Raw genomic sequence first — 19,166 nt, forward strand, 5'->3', positions numbered from 1 at the left:
TTTTCAAGTCTTGTCTCTGTGCTCTTCTCGAAGAAGAAAGAACCAAAGGCTTCAGCGTTTTGGATACTTCACAACCTTATTGCTACGCACTCTTGGCTTTAACTCGCCACCAATCACGTACAATCCATGATGGGTCTGAACTAAGGCAGCACCAGCACGTGCCGTTTCCAAACTCTTATAGAGCACCTTCCAGCCCGCTTTATCATAATACAAGGTGTAGGGATTAAAGTGATACCACTCGATAGGGTGACTCAGATAATCGGGTTGAGGATGATTGACAGCCGACAAGAACACATCTTTATTAACACCTCCCATGACCAAGAGCTGGTCGCTACACAGGTTGATAGCTGCGCCGCCACCTACGAATAGCGGTTGATTCATATCGTCCTTCGGTCCTTCAACTACCTGCCATTCATCTGTCGCCTCGTCATATATGCATCCTTCCATCGCCAATTTCGCTTCTTCACCATTCCCTGCAGGAGCAAAGCCACCGAAGAGACAGAAGCGATTATCACCCATACTACCAGCTACAGGCTGTATGCGTACCATACCAGGGAACGGTTTTACGTCTTGCCATCCAGCTGAAAGATTATCTAAATCAAGGCCTAACACACGATTGGAAGCCTTACCGTCCATCGCTCCTCCTGCTATATAAAGGTGTCTACCGACCAAAGCTCCCGCCATGTTGTCAGCTGTGCAGGGTAGAGATGGGAGGGTTGACACCTCGGCTTTACCGTCAACAATCTTTACACGATAGACTTTTCCACAACTGCCATCGTTGTTCATTCCGCCTACGACAATTATACTGTTATCGTAAGTCACCGTGACACCATAAGCCAAAGGCTCAGGAAGCATGCCAACCAACCTCCAATTCAGCTGGTCGCTATCGTCAGTTGTGGTAGCATAAATACCACGATAATAAACCTTCTTACTATCGGGAGCCAACGTATTCACAGGGAAATTACATCCACCAGCCATAACAAGTTGGTCATCAATCCTACCTGCATAACAGGCAGACACACCCTGTTCGATACCCACCTCATCGGTAGGAAAGCCACGCATCACCATTAGGCTATCGGCATCAGAAGCATTTGCACCCAATCCCGTCAATAAAGTTATCGTTGTCATTATTAGGTTTTTAATTCTCATCGTTTTAGGTTGAATCATTGCTTGGGTTACCCCCGTCTTACTATAAAACAACTACATCATTGCTTTTACTTATGCTTAACACATAAAATCAATACTGTATTCTTTCCTCCTACAAGCCCCATACTGACGGCTTACACCTATCTTTCTGAGAGGGTAATCGCCCATTTCCAGACTCCACATACCTATCAATTACGAATTATTATCACGAGAGGAAGAATTTATTTTCATGAAAAAAATATTTATTGTCATGAAGAAAAATATTTTTTTCCATGAAAATAATTCGAGCTTAACGTAATGTTGGGACAATAGCAAGGTAGATTACGTCATGATCGGTACGGTTCTCGAACCAATGGAAGTGACCTTCTGGACAATAATGAAGCTGTCCCACCCTTGCAATCTCAGTCTTGTCATCATAATAAACAGTCAGTTCACCACTGATAACATACATTGCTTCAAACGAGCCAACATGCTGGTGCTTCCCACTACATGCTCCCGGACGCAAAGTAGAGTACATGATACGAGCCTTATCATCCACAAAAGCACGCACGTCTAACTTACCCTCACCTCCTTTGAAGCCTTCAATATGCTCTTCCGCAATCTTGTCAAAATCAATAATCATAATGTATGGTTTTTTATTCGTATATGAAGATAGTGCAAAAAGACGCTATGAGCGGTCGCTCACAGATTGTCTGATGCTGTCTATCAAGCGCAAAGGTAAGAAAAAAAGCAGAGACCCCGATAGGAGATCTCTGCTTTTTTATATAGTTTTACCTTACAGATTAGAATGTATAACGTAATCCGAGCTGACCACGCCAACGGCTGTAGTAGTCGTTATAGTTACGTGTTGCATAACCACCTGTGAACTGATAATGACCATTTCTCTGGTAGTTAACAGGGCTGTAGTAGACACCGAAGCCGTCACCATAGGTGTGACCCCAGTCCTTATTCAAGAGGTTACCAACATTGATGATATCGAAGCTCAACTCAAGAGAGTTAATCTGACCAGCCACCTTGAAGCTATATTTCTGTGCGAAGTGTACATCGAAGTGATGTTCGAACGCCAAGTTATCAGCATAACGCTTGTAGAATTCACCACGATGCTTCTTCATGTAAGAGTCACTACCAATCCAATGCTTCATCATCGCACGCTGCATATCAGCCGTCAACTTAGGAGCAGAGAAGCCAGGCCCAAATACTGTGTTAGTAAGAGCATTAGCAGAGAATTTTGTCTCATCGAACTGCATATTATCAATCTGTGCATCTGTAGGAATGAAGAAGAGGTCGTTACCGTTCGCACCATCCTCATTAACGTCACCATAATAGTAGATACTATATGGAGAACCACTCTTAGCTTGATAGATAATACCCACTGTTGTCTGCCATTGCTTCTGTGCTCCATAGTTTACATGATAGTAAGCAGAAGCCTGAATGCGGTGAGGGATGTTATAAGCAGAGTTACCCAACTCTGGGTCGTTAGGGTTACGATAAGTATAATTAAATCTCCAGTTGCTCTCAGCAACAGATGATCCACCATTGTTCACACTCATTGACTTTGTCCAAGTGTAGCTTGCCATCAAGTCAAGACCGAAGTCGAAATGCTTCTCACCCTTCAAACTCAAGTTTACTGTGTAACCCTTTGAGGTGTTGCTAAGCTTATAGACATTTGTATATGGACTACCTGCAGTCACCTTAGAAAAGAGTGGACGATTGTCTTCTACTGGTACACCAGCACTGCCATAGACCTCTCCAAAGGTTCTACCAGTCTGTTCGTAAGCAAGGTTCTCATACAGAATATCATTCATCGTCTTTGAGTAGATAGCCTCAGCAGTCCAGTTGATACCCAACACGTCGAAGTCGAAACCGAGGTTGAAACGGAGGTTCTGCGCATACTTAAAGTTATGGTCGTAGACGTTGATAGTCTGACTTCCTAATGCTTTCAGCTTGCTTGCATTTGCTTCCTGGCCATTAGGATCGAGCAAAAGTTCCAATCCTGTTGGAGAGTTAACATTGAATGATGATACCTGAATACCTGTGTTAGCATAGTTATTACTAATCCAAACAAATGGGATACGACCTGTGAAAACACCAACACCACCACGGAGTATATATCTGCGATCCTTGTTGATATCCCAACGGAAACCTACACGTGGACTCCAAAGAGGCGTACTTGCTAAACGCTGATTGGTCTTTACGTTCCAACCCTTGGTGTCAGCATACTGAGCAAAAGGCTCATTAGCGGTAGGAGTGTCCATGATGATAGGAATATCCATACGCAAACCGTAGGTCAACTGAAAGTTGGTTGTTGCATCCCACTTGTCCTGTGCATAGAAACTTAACTGTGCTGCACCAAATGAAGACTCCCAGCGTGGGTCGCCTGTTACGTCTACGTTAGCATGTCCGTAACGGTATAGATTGATATAAGACTTCCTTGGGTCGATAGTTCCATTTACGTAGTCATTATAGTAGTTGACGAAAGAGTCGTAGTCCTTAAAGGTGTAACTACCAAAGAGATCTTGAAGGAAAAGGTTTGTAAACTTATACAATTCGTTGTGAGTACCGAATGTAAAGGTGTGATTACCCTTATACCATGTTAGGTTATCCTCAAGTGTGTAGATGTCTTGATCCAAGCGGTTGGCCATAGAAGAACGCTCGATACCTAAGTTCACTGCGCCGCCACCTACACCATTAATAGTAACGTTTGGATATTCACCACTGATAGCACGGTTGTCTCTTACTCGTACATAGCTGGCACGAGCCTCATTGGCTACAGATGGAGAAAGGCGACTCTGCAACTCAGCTATGAATGAATTGGTTGTGCTTTCGAATGGGAAAGCATAGCTACTACCATTGATTGATGTGCGTGAACCAGCATTATTCAACTGCACAGCATCAACAAGACTCCAACGCAAAGAGGCTTTATTGGTCTCATTGATGTTCCAATCGAGTTTCAAACCAACCTTGTTACTCTTCGTATAGATGTCACTGGTGGAGAGAGCTATTGGGAAGTTAACTCCTTGACGATTAGCAATATCAGCAATCTTCTCCAAGATATCCTTTGCCTTCACAGCATCAACAGCTGACTGCTCAGAGCCTAATGTATAAAGATTAGGATAGGTCTTATTGGTCTTCTCATAGTTAGCAAAGAAGAATAACTTATCTTTGATAATCGGACCACCTAAGGTTACACCTACATTATACTCGTTCTGCTTGTTGAACTTTGGTGCATAACCACCGTCAGCGAGCGGATACTTTGAACCAACTAAGTTCTGGTTGTTACCGAAACCATAGACACTACCATGGAAGACATTGGTTCCACTCTTGGTAATAGCATTGATAGCACCACCTGTGAAACCGCCTTGACGAACGTCGAAAGGAGCTACGTTTACCTGAATCTGCTCAATCGTCTCCATTGAAACAGGCTGCGCACCAGCTCTACCACCGTTCGTTCCATCACCAGAAAGACCGAAAACGTCGTTGTTGGCAGCACCATCGATCATGAAAGAGTTGTAACGGTTACTTGTTCCAGCAAATGACATAGCACCGCTGTTTGTCGTTGTCAGCTGTGGATTAAGTCGTGCAACATCGGCAATACCATGGGTAATACTTGGCATATCAGCAATCTGCTTTGAGTTGATACTCTGTGCTGCACCAGTCTTAGTGGCGTTGACACCTGCACTACCCTTTACTACAACCTCTTGAAGTTCCTTGCTATCATCTTCGAGAGAACAAGAGAGATCCTCCGTCTCGCCCAATCGGAGCATCACATTATCAAAAGTCTTTGTCTTCTGACCGATGTAAGCTACAGTCACTTTGTACGGACCTCCGACACGCATACCTTGTATAGTATAGCGGCCATCGATGTTCGTTACAGCACGGTAAATGGTCCCAGAGGGTTGGTGAGTCGCTGTGATGGTAGCACCAATAACATCTTCACCTTGAGACATTACCTTACCACTGATTCCTGAAGTTGTAATCTGTGCCATGACAGTAGTTGTCATTGCAAGCAACAACGTAATCAAGAAAAGTAATCTTTTCTGCATAGTTTAGCTAAATAATTAATTATAAACAATAATGTTATTTAAATGTATCTGCAAAATTAAGCATTTTTTCTGATACTTACACGGGTGAGCAACGAAAAAAAACGATTTGATTGCGTACGATAAACATTTTCTCATATAACCTGATAATTGGTGTTCTTTTACCTACTACTTGTCTTATTATATATCTATTAACGCCCTTAAAAAAACGGTGTTATCCTTTCTCTGCTTTGCTCCAGAGACTTGGCCCATCGCTTGGAGAGACTGCCCACATATTGTAAAGACGCTTAGCATCAATGTTGCTTATTATGATAAGTGTAATTACTCATACTCATCCGTAGAAGTATTCATCATCTACTCTACCCCTATTACACACAAAAACAGCCTACACTCTACGTGCAAGCTGCGACATCATAACGGCACTAAGCCCTGCAGTCTCTGTGCGTAAACGGCTGTTACCCAGTGTTACACTCTCAAAGCCATGCGCCAAAGCGTAGTGAACCTCATCAATAGAGAAATCGCCTTCTGGGCCTACCAACACCGTAATATCCTCTCCTGACAAAGACGATTCATCGTTCGAGATAGCGGTAAAGAAGTCTGTTCGTGCTATTTCCGGATAACAATGACAAATATACTTACGTCCGTGATTAGAGCAGTTCTCTATGAAATGATGAAAAGGAGACATCTCGTTTACAGTTGGTTTCCACCCTTTTCGACTCTGTTTTACGGCAGAGATAATGATTTTCTCTATCCTATCCGTACGCAAAGTCTTACGTTCAGAGAACTTACAGTCTAAGAAGCTTATCTCATCAAAACCTATCTCTGTTGCCTTTTCAGCCATCCACTCCATGCGTCCCATATCCTTTGTAGGGGCAATGGCAAGGTGGATTTTCCCACGCCAACAGGTCTCTTGCTTTAGTGTCTGTCGAATGGCATATAGGCATTTCTTGGCTGTTGCTAATGTTACCTCTGCTTGATAGAAGTATCCCTCACCATCCATAAGGAAAAGCTCGTCTCCCTCCTTCAGTCTTAACACACGTGTGGCATGCACAGCTTCCTCAGCAGGTAAGGCTGTTTCCACAGCTGCGTTAGGGACGTAAAAATATCTTGCTTCTTTCATTCTTTAGGTTTATTACATCTTCTTCCTTGGTAAGTACGCACGCTATCAGGCTAATACACACATGACACACACTGCTTATCAAGAGAGTTTCGAGCGTTTCTTCATCTCATCTCTAAGCATAGAAGCCAACTCATAGTTCTCGTCTTCTATTGCTTTCTCTAATGCATGATGTAGCATCTCGACACTAAGTGCATTCACGGGTAGGGCTATCTTATTCTGACTCTTACCACTGTCAACACTCTGTCGATTGAAGAGATGCTCCTCCATAAAGATGTTTAACTTAGCTATCTGTGCCAGTAAAACAGCATCAGAGGCTCGAATAGGCGTAAGTGTCAGGTCATCCTTGTTCACTAACAAAGCTTTATACTGTCCATCAACAATAGAGTTAAAGAGTATCTCATAATGCTCGCTGGTCATCAATGGGTTGATATTACAAAGTACTTCAGGCAGGAATCGTTCTGTGATAGACTTTTCTCCTGATCGTAAACCAAGTTCATACTCCATGTGATGGTCGCATACAATAGCTATCTGCCTTGTCTGTGAGAGATTAGACAAGAGGAGAAGCCCTAACTCCGGACCTCCGACAATCTGCGACATACCTACATATACCAGTTGAACCTTACTCATTTACTCCACATCTTAACGGTGAGCTATTATGCTTTCTTTGGTCGGAAGATAACAGCAAACAAGACTCCTACGACAAAGGCATAGCCTGCGAAGATGAACCAACATGCCTGCCAGTCACCAACAGTCAGTGTGTCCGAACCCACAACCTGCGGATGTGTATAAGCATTAACAATGGCTTGAGCAGCTAATGTACCCACTGTTGCACCCACACCATTGGTCATCAACATAAACAAACCTTGTGCTGAAGAGCGGAGTGCAGGCTCCGTACTATTATCAACGAACAGTGAACCCGATATATTAAAGAAGTCGAAGGCTACACCATATACTATCATTGAGAGTACAAACATCAAGATACCAGGGAAGCCAGGATTACCTACACCGAACAAGCCGAAGCGCAATACCCATGCAAACATTGCTATCAACATCACGTTCTTGATGCCATAATGACGCATGAAGAAGGGGATTAGGAGGATACAACAAGTCTCACTAACCTGCGAAAGACTAATCAGAATATTAGCATGCTGTACTCCAAAGGAATTAACAAACTCTGGTTGAGCTCCGAAACTAAAGAGGAATGGATTCGCAAAGCTATTCGTTATCTGAAGACTCACACCCAACAACATAGAGAAGATAAAGAAGATTGCCATCTTCTTCTCCTTGAATAAGGCGAAAGCACGTAATCCAAAGGCATCCACAAAACTCTTTTGTTCTGTGCCTTTACTTACCGCACACTTAGGTAAGGTGAATGTATAAAGGAAGAGAATGATGCTTACTACACCAGAGGTAATAAACTGGTTCTGGTTACTCTGAAAGCCTAAGATGTCGACTAACCACATGGTTAGGATAAAGCCAATCGTACCGAACACTCGGATCGGTGGGAAGGCTTTCACCGTGTCCATGCCCGCATTGCTCAAAGCACTGTATGCAACAGAGTTTGAGAGAGCCAATGTTGGCATATAAAAAGCAACCGAAAGCGAATAAAGAGTGAAGATAGTAGAGAACTCAGCATGCTCGCCAATACTCAAGCCGTAGCCTGCTGTGGCAAACATAAACAGACCTGCAAGCAGGTGACAGAAGCCCAACAGACGCTGAGCAGGTACCCAACGGTCGGCTACAATACCCATCACAGCAGGCATAAAGATTGACACCACACCCTGCATTGAGTAGAAATAGCCAATCTCAGGACCAATACCTATATTACCAAGATAGCGACCCATAGAGGTCAAATAAGCTCCCCACACTGCGAACTCCAAGAAGTTCATCAATGCTAAACGTACCTTCAAATTCATGCTATAAGCTATTATTTATGACCACAAAAGTAGTGATTTTATCAGAAACTGCCAAATGTGCTATTGTTTTTTACTATTGAAACGCCCCGTCAGTCCAGTTCAGTGTCTGTGGTTTTAGCATATCTTCGACTCGCTTTACATCTTTCTTTGATAGCAGAGGATAGGTCCAACTCACTGACAATGAGTTATTATCAGCTGACAGACGATACTCTTTCATACGAGGGAACAGCAAGGGCTTTAGGTCAGCAAAGTCTTCATCACTCATTGCGTCAGGCTTTACAATATTCTCTTTATAGGCCACAACGACCTTTTTAGGCTGCCATTGAAGATTATAAAAACTCAACTTACTCTCTGCGGCAGGTCCCATCCACGTCTGAGCCAATGCCAGTGTGTTATTATCCAACAACTTGATCTCCAATCGCATAGCCTTATTTGCCTTCACCAAAAGGTAGTCCTTCGTCATACGTTCAATCCTTACAGAGTCGCCAAAGGTGTTCAATACAGCTGGAACAGCCTTCATATCAATATAATCAGCCAGTTCTGTTCGCTGACTCTTACTGATATAAGGCATAATACTATCAGGCATTTCTATCCACACCTCACGTAGGCTTTGAGCAGAGACCCCTATCCAACAAGTAAGGAAACATATAACGATTAATGTCCTTTTCATATCGAAAAAACTCCTTTAATTCTGTTTTTAATATGATTATATCTTCTCATGAAAGACCCTGCAAAGGTACAAAAAAGAAAGAAGAAACGAATAAAAAGCCAAATCGTTTTGGTCATATCTACCTTTTCTTTTACCTTTGCCGATAGAAACCAAAGCTAAAGAAAGAAATATGAGATGTCGAAATTGTAACAATGAGGTTAACGAGAAGGATAAGAACTGTCCTTATTGTAACGCACCACTACATGAAGATAATAAAGAGAACAAGAACGATGAGCCTACCTTAGGGCGTGGTATGGTTACGTTTATCATCTTAGGTACGATCTTCCTTGTAGCTTTCGGCTTTTATTATTATAGTCAACACAAGAACGACCCAGAATATACACAGACGGCTATTGAGCCTGACTCTAACTTAGCCGACAATAATAAGGCTAAGTTCGACACCGTTGTTAAAGACACGACAGCCAACGACTCTACCAATAAACAGGAAGAGGAGCAAGCTGAGAAGGTGTTTAATAGTATTCGAAGAAGTAACCATTCAAGACGAAGAAGCAGTAGCAACAACGCTTCTTCAGGCAGTTCTAATGGACAGAGCAGCACCTCCGAGTCATCTTCAGGTGCTTCTTCAGACCCACAACCCATCGCCCCTGCAGCTTCTAAGCCGCGTGTAGAGTCAATTGAGACCGATTAATGAAGATTATCCGAACAAAGTATTTCCCTCCCAAGAATTATGATGCCATCAACATTCTTGGGCTTCTTTTTGTCCATCCTGGCGTTAGACTAACGAAAGAACTCATCAACCACGAGCGTATCCACACACGTCAGATGTTAGAGATGCTTATCCTACCTTTTTATATATGGTATGTCATCGAGTGGCTTATACGCTTATCCATGGCGGGCCGTGCCTATATGAACCTATCCTTTGAGCGTGAGGCTTACCAGAACATGAACAACCTTAACTATCTTAATCAGCGCCGCCCCTTTGCGTGGATAAAGTATTTGAAGAAGAAGTAATTGGTTATTTGGCTTATTGGGCCTATTGGCCTTATAGGGCTTATAGGCCCTATAAGCTCTATAAGAACTATTGGCCCAATTAGGCTTATTAGCCCTATTAGCCCTATAAGGCCAATAGGCCCTATAAGCCCAACAGCCCTTAATCAACCCCCATAACCTCTAACACATCCCCATCAACCCTAAATTTCACATCCTTCCCACCGAAAGGCATGCCATAGACACGTGCTGCATCATGCTGATACTGTGGGCGGGGATCCTGCGAGAGCACCTCCTTTAAAGCCTCAAGATCCTCTTTATCAAATTTCTTAGAATACTCCTCTGCAATAACGACTGATAGTTCTTTCCATGCTTTCTTATCAGTAAACCCGCCCCTTGCCTGTGGATGACTATCAACATAGGAGATATATGGTTTCACATCATATATAGGTGTACCGTCCATCAAATCAGCTCCGCTTACTTCAATGGCTCCGTCTGTTATACGCTTGATACGGACCGATGACAACCCAAGTCCATTAGGGCGAAAGGGCGAGCGCGTGGCAAACACCCCTAAACGTTCATTCCCTCCTAAGCGAGGCGGACGAACAGTTAGCTTACCATCATCGGTAGACTTATTCGCAGAAAAGCCCCAAATCAACCATAAATAGTCAAACTCCTCCAATCCACGCAGTGCCTCCTCACGTTGGTACTGCGGCTCAAAGACAATCTTACCGACAAGGTTGTCAGCCAGTCCACTCTGCCTTGGAATACCGAATTTCGACGTCAAGGGAGAACGGAAATAAGCGATAGGTTTAATTTCTTTCATACCGACAAAGATAATATTTTATGCTGAATTGGTACAAGATAAACGATTTTTATTTATCTTTGCAAGCAAATAATACTATCAACAATGGAAAATAAAGCGAATCAAAACATCGACCTTCCTGAGAATGCCTTTAGGGAGTTGAAAGATGGCGAAGAGTATAAACCAGTCATGTCGCCACAGGAGTCGTATCGTGAAGTAAGTCCTTGGTCTATCACATGGGGTATCCTTATGGCGGTCTTATTCTCTGCTGCCGCTGCATATCTTGGTTTGAAGGTAGGACAAGTGTTTGAGGCTGCTATCCCAATAGCCATCATCGCCATTGGTGTATCGTCTGCTACGAAGCGCAAGAATGCCTTAGGAGAGAACGTTATCATACAGAGCATCGGTGCATGCTCAGGTGCTGTCGTTGCGGGAGGTATCTTTGTTATGCCTGCCATCTACATGCTCGACCTACAAGCCGACTTCTTTAAGATTTTCATTGCAGCAGCCTTAGGCGGCGTATTGGGTATTCTCTTTTTGATTCCCTTCCGTAAGTACTTTGTAAAAGACCAGCATGGTAAGTATCCATTCCCCGAGGCCACGGCCACAACACAGGTTCTTGTGAGTGGCGAGAAGGGTGGAAGTCAGGCCAAGCCCCTCCTCCTTGCCGGTCTTGTAGGCGGTCTCTACGATTTCATTGTGGCCACCTTCGGTTGGTGGAATGAGAATGTAACGAGTCGTATGATAGGTTTTGGCGAGACGATAGCAGACAAGGCTAAACTCGTATTCAAGGTCAACACTGGCGCAGCAGTCCTCGGTCTTGGTTATATCATCGGTCTTAAATATGCCTTCATCATCTGTGTTGGTTCGTTGACGGTATGGTGGCTCATCGTACCAGGCATGGCACTCATCTTCCCAGACACTGTCCTTAACCAGTGGGACCCATCTATCACTACAGCCGTAGGACAGATGGCTCCAGAGGTTATCTTCAAGTCTTACGCTCGCTCAATCGGTATTGGCGGCATCGCTATGTCGGGTATTATCGGTATCGTAAAGTCATGGGGTATCATCAAAGGTGCCGTCGGTTTGGCCGCACGAGAGATGAAAGGGAAAGGTAGTGGACAGGACGAGGTACTCCGTACACAGCGTGACATCTCATTTAAGATTATTGCTTTCGGAAGTATTGCAACGCTCCTCATCACCTTCCTCTTCTTCTATTTTGGTGTGATGAACTTCAACTTATTGCATGCAGTAGTGGGTATTCTCCTCGTTACTATCATTGCTTTCCTCTTTACAACAGTGGCTGCTAATGCCATTGCAATCGTTGGAAGCAATCCTGTATCAGGTATGACGCTGATGACACTTATCCTTGCTTCTGTCGTCATGGTGGCTGTTGGACTGAAAGGGAACGCTGGTATGTTGGCCGCCTTACTGATGGGTGGCGTTGTATGTACGGCCCTCTCTATGGCAGGCTCGTTCATTACCGACTTAAAGATAGGCTATTGGCTTGGTACAACACCTAAGAAACAAGAGACATGGAAGTTCCTTGGCACAATTATCTCGGCTGCCACTGTGGCTGGTGTGATGATTGTCTTGGATAAGACCTACGGTTTCAACTCTGGTAAGTTGGCTGCTCCTCAAGCAAACGCAATGGCTGCTGTGATCAAGCCATTGATGAGTGGGCAGGGTGCACCTTGGGTTCTCTATGGCATCGGAGCAATTATTGCCCTCGTACTCGACCGCTGCAAAGTGCCAGCCTTAGCTTTTGCGCTGGGTATGTTCATACCTTTAGAGTTGAACATCCCGCTCTTAGTGGGCGGCGCAGTCAACTGGTACGTGACAACTCGCTCTAAGAACGAAGCTATCAACAAGGCACGTGGCGACAAGGGAACGCTCTTAGCATCAGGTTTCATCGCTGGTGGTGCATTGATGGGAGTTGTTTCTGCCCTACTGAAATTCGGTGGCATCGAGGTAGACTACTCTTCTTGGTGGGAGAATCACCTCTCCGAACTACTCTCCCTCGTGGCTTACGCTGCTTTAATTCTTTACTTTATCCTTGCTACCAAACTATCTAAGAAGGAGTTACCAGAGTAAAGATAGCACTTAATATTGGGTTATAACGCTCTCTGAAAGAGCCATATCAGCACATTGAAAGGTGTTGATACGGCTCTTTTTTATGCTTCGATTAGCCACACATGTAAGTTATCAGCAGAGTAAACAACCTTTCGTCGGTGATTTTTCTTCATGAACAAAAAGATTTACTTTCATGAAAAAAAATATTTCTTGTCGTGAAGAAAAATATTTTTTTTCATGAAAATAATTCAAGAAATATGGTTTGGTGATAGAATAAAGACTATTTTCTAACGCAAACAAAAGCCTTTGAAGCAACACAAAAAACAGTCATGTCGTATCTTTCACTTGTCCTTAAATATAATACTCAGCGGCATCCACGAGTCCAGAACGCATCGCATAGCGAATTGCTTCATGCACATTATTAACCCCTAACTTACGAAAGATGTTCTTTCTATGTGTGTTGACAGTATGAAAGGACGAGAAACGTTTCTCAGCAATCTCACGTGTTGTCTGTCCTAACGCAATCTCTTTTAGAATCTCGACCTCCGTCTTCGTCAAGTTGACAGACTCTTTTTCTTGTGTGAGCTTTGGTTCTAAAAGAATATTCGTAGCATGTTGACAGAGGAAACGCTGCCCACGGAGGACATAGTCAAGACACTGTTCTATCTCTATCATCTTCGCATCCTTCATAAGAACACTAATCCGACTACTCGCATTGACAAGGTTGCGAATGAAATCGGCACTTAACTCTTCGCTCCACAAGATGAGATGTGACAACGGGAAACGCTGTCCGATAATAAGGAGATCGGACTCGCTGGAGATGTCAAACAGCGTATAATCTAATATTACAATCGCTTCGGGACAGCCACTCAACAGCCGAATCAGTTCTGCCTTACTACCTGCTATATCACACGATATACCCTTCATCTTAGAAAGCACATAGACCATCCCAGCACGAGTGATGTCTTGATTGTCGGCGACGATAATATTCTGTATCATTCTTGTTTGTCTTTAATATCCATCCATCACGTGCAAAAGTAGGCAAAAAAGTCGATATTTTGAAAAAAAAATCGTAAGTTTGCAACATAATTTAAGTACATGACCTAAAATGAAGAAACTGCTTTTTCTCGTAGCTGGCTTGCTGATTGCAGCGGCTACGTATGCTCAAGTACAACGGCCAAAGCTGGTTGTTGGACTTGTTGTCGACCAGATGCGTTGGGATTACCTATACTATTACAACGATGAGTATGGTAATGACGGACTGAAAAGACTGCTCAACCAAGGTTTCTCCTTTGAGAACACACACATCAACTATGCGCCAACAGTGACGGCTATCGGCCACAGCTCGGTCTATACAGGCTCTATCCCAGCCTTTACAGGTATTGCTGGTAACTATTTCTATCAGAACGATAAGAGTGTTTACTGCTGTGAAGATAATACGGTGAAGAGCGTCGGCTCTGATAGTAAAGAGGGTCAGATGAGTCCTCGTCGTATGCTTACCTCTACGATTGGAGACGAACTTCAAGTGGCAACAGACTTCCGTTCAAAGGTGATTGGTGTAGCGCTGAAGGACCGTGCCTCCATCCTTCCTGCTGGTCATGCAGCCGATGCGGCTTACTGGTGGGACACCTCAGCAGGCCATTTCGTGTCATCTACCTTCTATATGGACAAACTTCCACAGTGGGTAGAGGACTTTAATGCAAAGAACCACACGGCTCCTAATTTCGATATCAAGGGTTCGACTCAGGGTGTTACGATGACTTTCAAGATGGCAGAGGCTGCATTGAAGAATGAAAAACTTGGTAAAGGGAAGGAGACAGACATGCTTACAATAAGCGTATCGTCAACCGACATCATCGGACATCGCTTCTCTACACGTGGAAAAGAGAACCATGATGTCTACATGCAATTGGATAAAGACTTAGCATGGTTCCTTAAGGTGCTTGATAAAGAGGTAGGTGAAGGCAACTATCTCCTCTTCCTTACAGCCGACCACGGTGCTGCCCACAACTATAACTATATGCGTGAGCACCGTATTCCAGCTGGTGGATGGGATTATAAGCAGACCGTAAAAGACCTCAACGACCATCTTCAAGGGAAATTTGGTGTAAGTCCTGTCATGGGTGAGGATAACTATCAGTTCTATCTGAACGACTCACTCATTACTGCCGCAGGCCGTAAGAAGCAGGATATCATCGATGAGTCAGTAGAATGGTTGAAGCAAGATCCACAGTTCCTTTACGTCTTTGACGAAGAGAAGATTAGTGAGACTACAATGCCTGACGCCATTAAGGAACGCATGCAGAACGGCTATTTCCGTGGCCGTTCAGGTGAGATAGGTGTCGTGACTCGTCCTCAGTTCTTTGGAGGTAAGGACAGACCAGACTTCCGTGGGACCCAACATGGACAACCATTCCCATACGACACGCACATTCCTTTCCTCCTCTTTGGATGGAACGTGAAGCATGGTGCAACCAACGTCGATACACATATCGTTGATATAGCACCTACCGTATGTGCTATGCTACATATCCAAATGCCAAATGGATGCGTTGGTAAGGCAAGAAATCAATTCTAAATAAAAACTACTTTACGCCATCTGGTATCTTTGACAGTACCTTAGAAGGGACATTAAAGATGCCAAATGGACTCTATGTTATGCACATTGCAATCGCAGGAAACATTGGTAGCGGTAAGACTACACTCACAACAATGCTCGCCAAACGCTATGGCTGGAAGCCAAGGTTTGAGTCGGTAGATTATAACCCCTACTTAGAAGACTATTATAAAGACATTAAACGCTGGTCGTTCCCTATGGAAGTGTTTTTCTTAAAGGAGCGTTTTAAGGACTTACTTGAGATTAGCAGGAGTGAAGAGTCAGTGGTACAGGACCGCTCTATCTATGAGGGTGTCTACGTCTTTACGGAGAACAACTATGCCATGGGTAATCTTGACAACCGTGACTACGAGACTTATATGGAGCTATTCGAGGACATGACGGATGCTGTTCGGTTCCCCGACCTCATGATTTATCTTCGTTCATCGGTCAGCCACCTCGTTTCTAACATTGAGAAACGTGGACGGGAGTACGAGCAGAGGATGCCTTTGGACTATCTCGAGAACCTCAACAAACGGTATGAGGAGTTTATCAAAGAGAAATATAAGGGTCGTGTTCTGACGATTGATGTCGACCATCTCGACTATCAACACCGCCCGAAAGACTTTGGTTTCATTACTGACAAGATTGACAGAGAGCTTTTCGGACTTTTCTAAACACTGTCAAGAAGTATCTAACCTCCTGCTGCACGATGGTTTGCAAAGGATAAAGAGGAATAAACAAACTGACAATCAAAAACGAAATAAAAAGCCTATAACATTGATAGCTACCACCTTTCTTATAAGTGATAGCCATGTGATAGGCCATAAGATATAACATATTATGCACATAGCAATCGCAGGAAACATCGGAGCAGGTAAGACTACACTCACCAAAATGCTCGCGAAACGTTACGGATGGAAAGCTCACTTTGAGCCAGTTGACAATAATCCGTACTTAGAAGACTATTATAACGACATGACACGGTGGTCGTTTAATTTACAAATCTATTTCCTCAACAAGCGTTTTCGTGATGTTGTAGAGATTTCGCAATCAAAGGATACGATTATCCAAGACCGTACTATCTTCGAGGATGCACGTATCTTCGCCCCAAACCTCTATGATATGGGACTCATGTCAGAGCGTGACTTCAATAATTACACCGACCTCTTCGACCTAATGCTATCCTTGGTAAAGTTGCCAGACTTGATGATCTACATCCGATGCTCTATCCCTCGCCTCATTGATCACATCCAACAACGTGGGCGAGACTACGAACAAACAATGCGTATAGACTATCTTCGTGGACTTAACGAGCGTTATGAAGAGTGGATTAAGACCTACAAAGGACATCTGATGATTGTAGATGGTGACACAACAGACTTTCAAGACAACCCACAAGACTTCAAACGTGTCACCGACATGATTGATGACCGACTCTTTGGCTTATTCCCTATGGAATAAGAGGAATTGTCTCTCTTTGGCATAATATTTGTTCTGTAAAAGTTACAAAAGTATTAATCAAGCCCTTCTTTGCCGTTAATTAACACGCAGAGGGCATCATACAGTATATTAAAATGGAGAAAGTAAAAACCCTGATAATAGGTAGTGGCCCTGCAGGATACACCGCAGCAATCTACGCTGGACGTGCTAATCTGCAGCCAGTACTCTATTCTGGTCTTCAACCAGGTGGTCAGTTAACCACAACAACGATAGTAGAAAACTTCCCAGGCTTCCATGAAGGAATCGATGCAAACCAACTTATGACGGAGATGAGACAGCAGGCTGAGGTCTATGGTGCCGACCTTCGTGATGGTTCTATCGTCAAAGCCGACCTTAGTTGTCGTCCTTTCCACCTCGAAGACGAGCGTGGCAACCAGATTGAAGCAGAGACTGTAATCATCGCAACAGGTGCCAGTGCAAAGTACTTGGGCCTGCCTGATGAGGAGAAATACCGTGGTCAGGGTGTCAGTGCATGTGCTACTTGCGACGGATTCTTCTATCGCAAGCGTGTTGTAGCAGTCGTTGGTGGTGGTGACACAGCCTGCGAAGAGGCGATGTACCTCTCTGGCTTGGCAAAGAAGGTGTATATGATTGTGCGCAAGCCATACCTCCGTGCTGCAGAAATCATGCGTAAGCGTGTGACAGAGAAAGACAACATTGAGATACTCTACAATACTAATACAGTCGGTCTCTTTGGTGAGAACGGTGTCGAAGGGACTCATCTTGTTCGTTTCAAGGGCGAGGAGAACGAGGAGAACTTTGATGTTGCTATTGACGGATTCTTCTTGGCTATCGGTCATACTCCTAATACTGACCTCTTCAAAGGACAGTTGGATATGGACGAACATGGCTTTATCATCACTCAACCAAAGTCAACCGCAACGAGCATTGAGGGTGTCTTTGCAGCAGGTGACGTGGCCGACCCAACCTATCGTCAAGGCGTTGTAGCAGCAGGAACAGGTGCTATGGCTGCCATTGAGGTAGACCGTTTCTTACAGAAGCAGTAATCAACACTAAAATATAGAAGGGTGTTTCAGAATCCAATAGATAGGATTTTGATACCCCCTTTGTAATTTCCTGCTTTCCTAACAAAACTCTTCATAACACTACAAACTATGCGTAACATATTATCCATACTGTGCACACTAATCCTTCCGACCATGGTTGAAGCCGCTACCTGTGGCCTACTGATGGCAGGGACAGTGGCTTGCACCAATAAGACAAAGACAGCTATGACACAAACTGACTCTATCATCGCTCCTAAGACGAAGTTCACTCGTCCCAACGATGCCACCCTTAGAAAGATGCTTACACCTGAACAGTATGCTGTAACACAGCAGGCTGCCACCGAACGACCTTTCACCAACGAGTATGACCATGAGTTCAGAGAGGGTATCTATGTAGATGTCACAACGGGAGAACCACTTTTCTCTTCTACAGATAAGTTCGATTCTGGCTGCGGATGGCCTGCCTTCTCTAAGCCAATCGATATGAAAGTCGTTACAAATCATACTGATACATCACATGGAATGATACGTACAGAGGTGAGGAGTAAGACTGGTAAGGCACATCTCGGACACGTCTTCGATGACGGACCAGCAGCGACAGGAGGAAAGAGATATTGTATCAACAGTGCTTCGTTGCGCTTCATCCCACTTAAAGAGATGAAGGCTAAGGGCTACGGAGCCTATATAAACTTAGTAAGACCAATGAAAGAAATATATGTAGCAGGTGGTTGCTTCTGGGGAACAGAGCACTATCTCAAACAGATAGAAGGCGTTACAGCTACCGAAGTGGGCTATGCCAATGGTATTATCAAGAACCCAACGTATGAGGAGGTATGCACAGATAAGACACAGTTTGCCGAGGCTGTGCACATTACCTACGACCCTAAGGTTATCAGCTTGGAGTTCTTACTGGGCTTATACTTTAAGTCTATCGACCCAACAAGCGTAAACAAGCAGGGTAATGACCGTGGTAGTCAGTATAGAACAGGCGTTTATTACACCGACCCAGCCGACCTCCCCACTATCAAGAAGGTGTTTGAAGAGGAGCAGAAGCAGATTAATGGTAAGATAGCCATTGAGGTTAAACCCCTTAAAAACTTCTATACTGCAGAAGAATACCACCAAGACTATCTTGATAAAAACCCCACTGGCTATTGCCATCTACCTGCTGCTCTCTTTGAGTATGCCCGCAAAGCCAAGATGAAGAAATAAGTATATGCTCTGACAGAACTATCAGCTCTCTGTCAGAGCATCTTTTATTGATAACGATTTGATAAGCTTAAGCGAAAAAGTCTACCTTATA

General features: G+C 43.9%; 17 protein-coding genes. 8 read left to right on the plus strand and 9 right to left on the minus strand.

Translation table 11 applies throughout. The features are described 5' to 3' along the window. Window positions 1–51 precede the first annotated feature (51 nt). From HMPREF0666_RS09565 to HMPREF0666_RS09595, 7 genes are all read right to left on the minus strand, one after another. Complete coding sequence (locus HMPREF0666_RS09565; RefSeq protein WP_009012168.1) at window positions 52–1,128, minus strand: cyclically-permuted mutarotase family protein; 1,077 nt, start codon at window positions 1,126–1,128, stop codon at window positions 52–54. 307 nt (window positions 1,129–1,435) lie between these two features. Next, window positions 1,436–1,768, minus strand: a complete 333-nt coding sequence (locus tag HMPREF0666_RS09570) for a cupin domain-containing protein (RefSeq protein ID WP_009012169.1) — start codon at window positions 1,766–1,768, stop codon at window positions 1,436–1,438. A gap of 160 nt (window positions 1,769–1,928) precedes the next feature. Continuing rightward, window positions 1,929–5,189 (minus strand): carboxypeptidase regulatory-like domain-containing protein, encoded by a 3,261-nt coding sequence (locus HMPREF0666_RS09575; RefSeq protein ID WP_009012170.1) that lies wholly within the window; start codon window positions 5,187–5,189, stop codon window positions 1,929–1,931. Between the two features lie 382 nt (window positions 5,190–5,571). Beyond that, the gene (locus tag HMPREF0666_RS09580; protein WP_009012171.1) at window positions 5,572–6,306 is read right to left on the minus strand and encodes a 16S rRNA (uracil(1498)-N(3))-methyltransferase; all 735 of its coding nucleotides are present in this window, start codon (window positions 6,304–6,306) and stop codon (window positions 5,572–5,574) included. 78 nt (window positions 6,307–6,384) lie between these two features. Next, window positions 6,385–6,933 (minus strand): bifunctional nuclease domain-containing protein, encoded by a 549-nt coding sequence (locus HMPREF0666_RS09585; RefSeq protein WP_009012172.1) that lies wholly within the window; start codon window positions 6,931–6,933, stop codon window positions 6,385–6,387. 26 nt (window positions 6,934–6,959) lie between these two features. Then, complete coding sequence (locus HMPREF0666_RS09590) at window positions 6,960–8,222, minus strand: MFS transporter (protein ID WP_009012173.1); 1,263 nt, start codon at window positions 8,220–8,222, stop codon at window positions 6,960–6,962. A gap of 73 nt (window positions 8,223–8,295) precedes the next feature. After that, a complete protein-coding gene (locus HMPREF0666_RS09595; protein WP_009012174.1) occupies window positions 8,296–8,892 on the minus strand; it encodes a DUF3256 family protein in 597 nt (198 codons plus the stop codon). A 169-nt stretch (window positions 8,893–9,061) separates the two neighbouring features. Here HMPREF0666_RS09595 and HMPREF0666_RS09600 point away from each other — a divergent pair, with 169 nt between their 5' ends. After that, entirely contained in the window at window positions 9,062–9,580 is a 519-nt protein-coding gene (locus tag HMPREF0666_RS09600) for a zinc ribbon domain-containing protein (RefSeq protein ID WP_009012175.1), read from the plus strand. Then, window positions 9,580–9,903, plus strand: coding sequence for a hypothetical protein (locus HMPREF0666_RS09605; RefSeq protein ID WP_009012176.1), 324 nt, complete (start codon window positions 9,580–9,582; stop codon window positions 9,901–9,903). The genes HMPREF0666_RS09600 and HMPREF0666_RS09605 overlap by 1 nt, the downstream gene beginning before the upstream one ends. Window positions 9,904–10,042: 139 nt before the next feature. On the opposite strand, the gene tsaA is transcribed toward HMPREF0666_RS09605, so the two are convergent. Then, window positions 10,043–10,705: a tRNA (N6-threonylcarbamoyladenosine(37)-N6)-methyltransferase TrmO gene (tsaA, locus tag HMPREF0666_RS09610; RefSeq protein ID WP_009012177.1), complete on the minus strand. Its 663-nt coding sequence runs from the start codon at window positions 10,703–10,705 to the stop codon at window positions 10,043–10,045. Window positions 10,706–10,789: 84 nt separating this feature from the next. Here tsaA and HMPREF0666_RS09615 point away from each other — a divergent pair, with 84 nt between their 5' ends. Next, complete coding sequence (locus HMPREF0666_RS09615; protein WP_009012178.1) at window positions 10,790–12,778, plus strand: OPT family oligopeptide transporter; 1,989 nt, start codon at window positions 10,790–10,792, stop codon at window positions 12,776–12,778. 330 nt (window positions 12,779–13,108) lie between these two features. On the opposite strand, the gene HMPREF0666_RS09620 is transcribed toward HMPREF0666_RS09615, so the two are convergent. Next, on the minus strand, window positions 13,109–13,753 hold the full coding sequence (locus HMPREF0666_RS09620; RefSeq protein WP_083822540.1) for a response regulator transcription factor: 645 nt from the start codon (window positions 13,751–13,753) through the stop codon (window positions 13,109–13,111). A 112-nt stretch (window positions 13,754–13,865) separates the two neighbouring features. Here HMPREF0666_RS09620 and HMPREF0666_RS09625 point away from each other — a divergent pair, with 112 nt between their 5' ends. The 5 genes from HMPREF0666_RS09625 (at window position 13,866) to HMPREF0666_RS09645 (ending at window position 19,075) form a co-directional block, all read left to right on the plus strand. Then, window positions 13,866–15,335, plus strand: a complete 1,470-nt coding sequence (locus HMPREF0666_RS09625) for an alkaline phosphatase family protein (protein ID WP_009012180.1) — start codon at window positions 13,866–13,868, stop codon at window positions 15,333–15,335. A gap of 80 nt (window positions 15,336–15,415) precedes the next feature. Beyond that, window positions 15,416–16,030, plus strand: coding sequence for a deoxynucleoside kinase (locus HMPREF0666_RS09630; protein WP_042856257.1), 615 nt, complete (start codon window positions 15,416–15,418; stop codon window positions 16,028–16,030). Window positions 16,031–16,196: 166 nt separating this feature from the next. Next, a complete protein-coding gene (locus tag HMPREF0666_RS09635) occupies window positions 16,197–16,817 on the plus strand; it encodes a deoxynucleoside kinase (RefSeq protein ID WP_009012182.1) in 621 nt (206 codons plus the stop codon). 113 nt (window positions 16,818–16,930) lie between these two features. Next, window positions 16,931–17,863, plus strand: a complete 933-nt coding sequence (gene trxB, locus HMPREF0666_RS09640) for a thioredoxin-disulfide reductase (RefSeq protein ID WP_009012183.1) — start codon at window positions 16,931–16,933, stop codon at window positions 17,861–17,863. Between the two features lie 108 nt (window positions 17,864–17,971). Beyond that, window positions 17,972–19,075, plus strand: a complete 1,104-nt coding sequence (locus tag HMPREF0666_RS09645; protein WP_009012184.1) for a bifunctional methionine sulfoxide reductase B/A protein — start codon at window positions 17,972–17,974, stop codon at window positions 19,073–19,075. The last annotated feature ends 91 nt before the right edge of the window (window positions 19,076–19,166 follow it).

Source organism: Prevotella sp. C561 (assembly GCF_000224595.1).
In the GTDB taxonomy this organism is placed as follows: domain Bacteria; phylum Bacteroidota; class Bacteroidia; order Bacteroidales; family Bacteroidaceae; genus Prevotella; species Prevotella jejuni.

Coding starts and splice junctions, on each gene's coding strand:
- HMPREF0666_RS09635 (WP_009012182.1), top strand. CDS start 16,197: ATGCACATAGCAATCGCAGGAAACATCGGAGCAGGTAAGACTACACTC.
- HMPREF0666_RS09605 (WP_009012176.1), top strand. CDS start 9,580: ATGAAGATTATCCGAACAAAGTATTTCCCTCCCAAGAATTATGATGCC.
- HMPREF0666_RS09615 (WP_009012178.1), top strand. CDS start 10,790: ATGGAAAATAAAGCGAATCAAAACATCGACCTTCCTGAGAATGCCTTT.
- HMPREF0666_RS09630 (WP_042856257.1), top strand. CDS start 15,416: ATGCACATTGCAATCGCAGGAAACATTGGTAGCGGTAAGACTACACTC.
- HMPREF0666_RS09625 (WP_009012180.1), top strand. CDS start 13,866: ATGAAGAAACTGCTTTTTCTCGTAGCTGGCTTGCTGATTGCAGCGGCT.
- HMPREF0666_RS09600 (WP_009012175.1), top strand. CDS start 9,062: ATGAGATGTCGAAATTGTAACAATGAGGTTAACGAGAAGGATAAGAAC.
- HMPREF0666_RS09580 (WP_009012171.1), bottom strand. CDS start 6,306: ATGAAAGAAGCAAGATATTTTTACGTCCCTAACGCAGCTGTGGAAACA.
- HMPREF0666_RS09595 (WP_009012174.1), bottom strand. CDS start 8,892: ATGAAAAGGACATTAATCGTTATATGTTTCCTTACTTGTTGGATAGGG.
- HMPREF0666_RS09585 (WP_009012172.1), bottom strand. CDS start 6,933: ATGAGTAAGGTTCAACTGGTATATGTAGGTATGTCGCAGATTGTCGGA.
- HMPREF0666_RS09575 (WP_009012170.1), bottom strand. CDS start 5,189: ATGCAGAAAAGATTACTTTTCTTGATTACGTTGTTGCTTGCAATGACA.
- HMPREF0666_RS09570 (WP_009012169.1), bottom strand. CDS start 1,768: ATGATTATTGATTTTGACAAGATTGCGGAAGAGCATATTGAAGGCTTC.
- trxB (WP_009012183.1), top strand. CDS start 16,931: ATGGAGAAAGTAAAAACCCTGATAATAGGTAGTGGCCCTGCAGGATAC.
- tsaA (WP_009012177.1), bottom strand. CDS start 10,705: ATGAAAGAAATTAAACCTATCGCTTATTTCCGTTCTCCCTTGACGTCG.
- HMPREF0666_RS09590 (WP_009012173.1), bottom strand. CDS start 8,222: ATGAATTTGAAGGTACGTTTAGCATTGATGAACTTCTTGGAGTTCGCA.
- HMPREF0666_RS09565 (WP_009012168.1), bottom strand. CDS start 1,128: ATGACAACGATAACTTTATTGACGGGATTGGGTGCAAATGCTTCTGAT.
- HMPREF0666_RS09645 (WP_009012184.1), top strand. CDS start 17,972: ATGCGTAACATATTATCCATACTGTGCACACTAATCCTTCCGACCATG.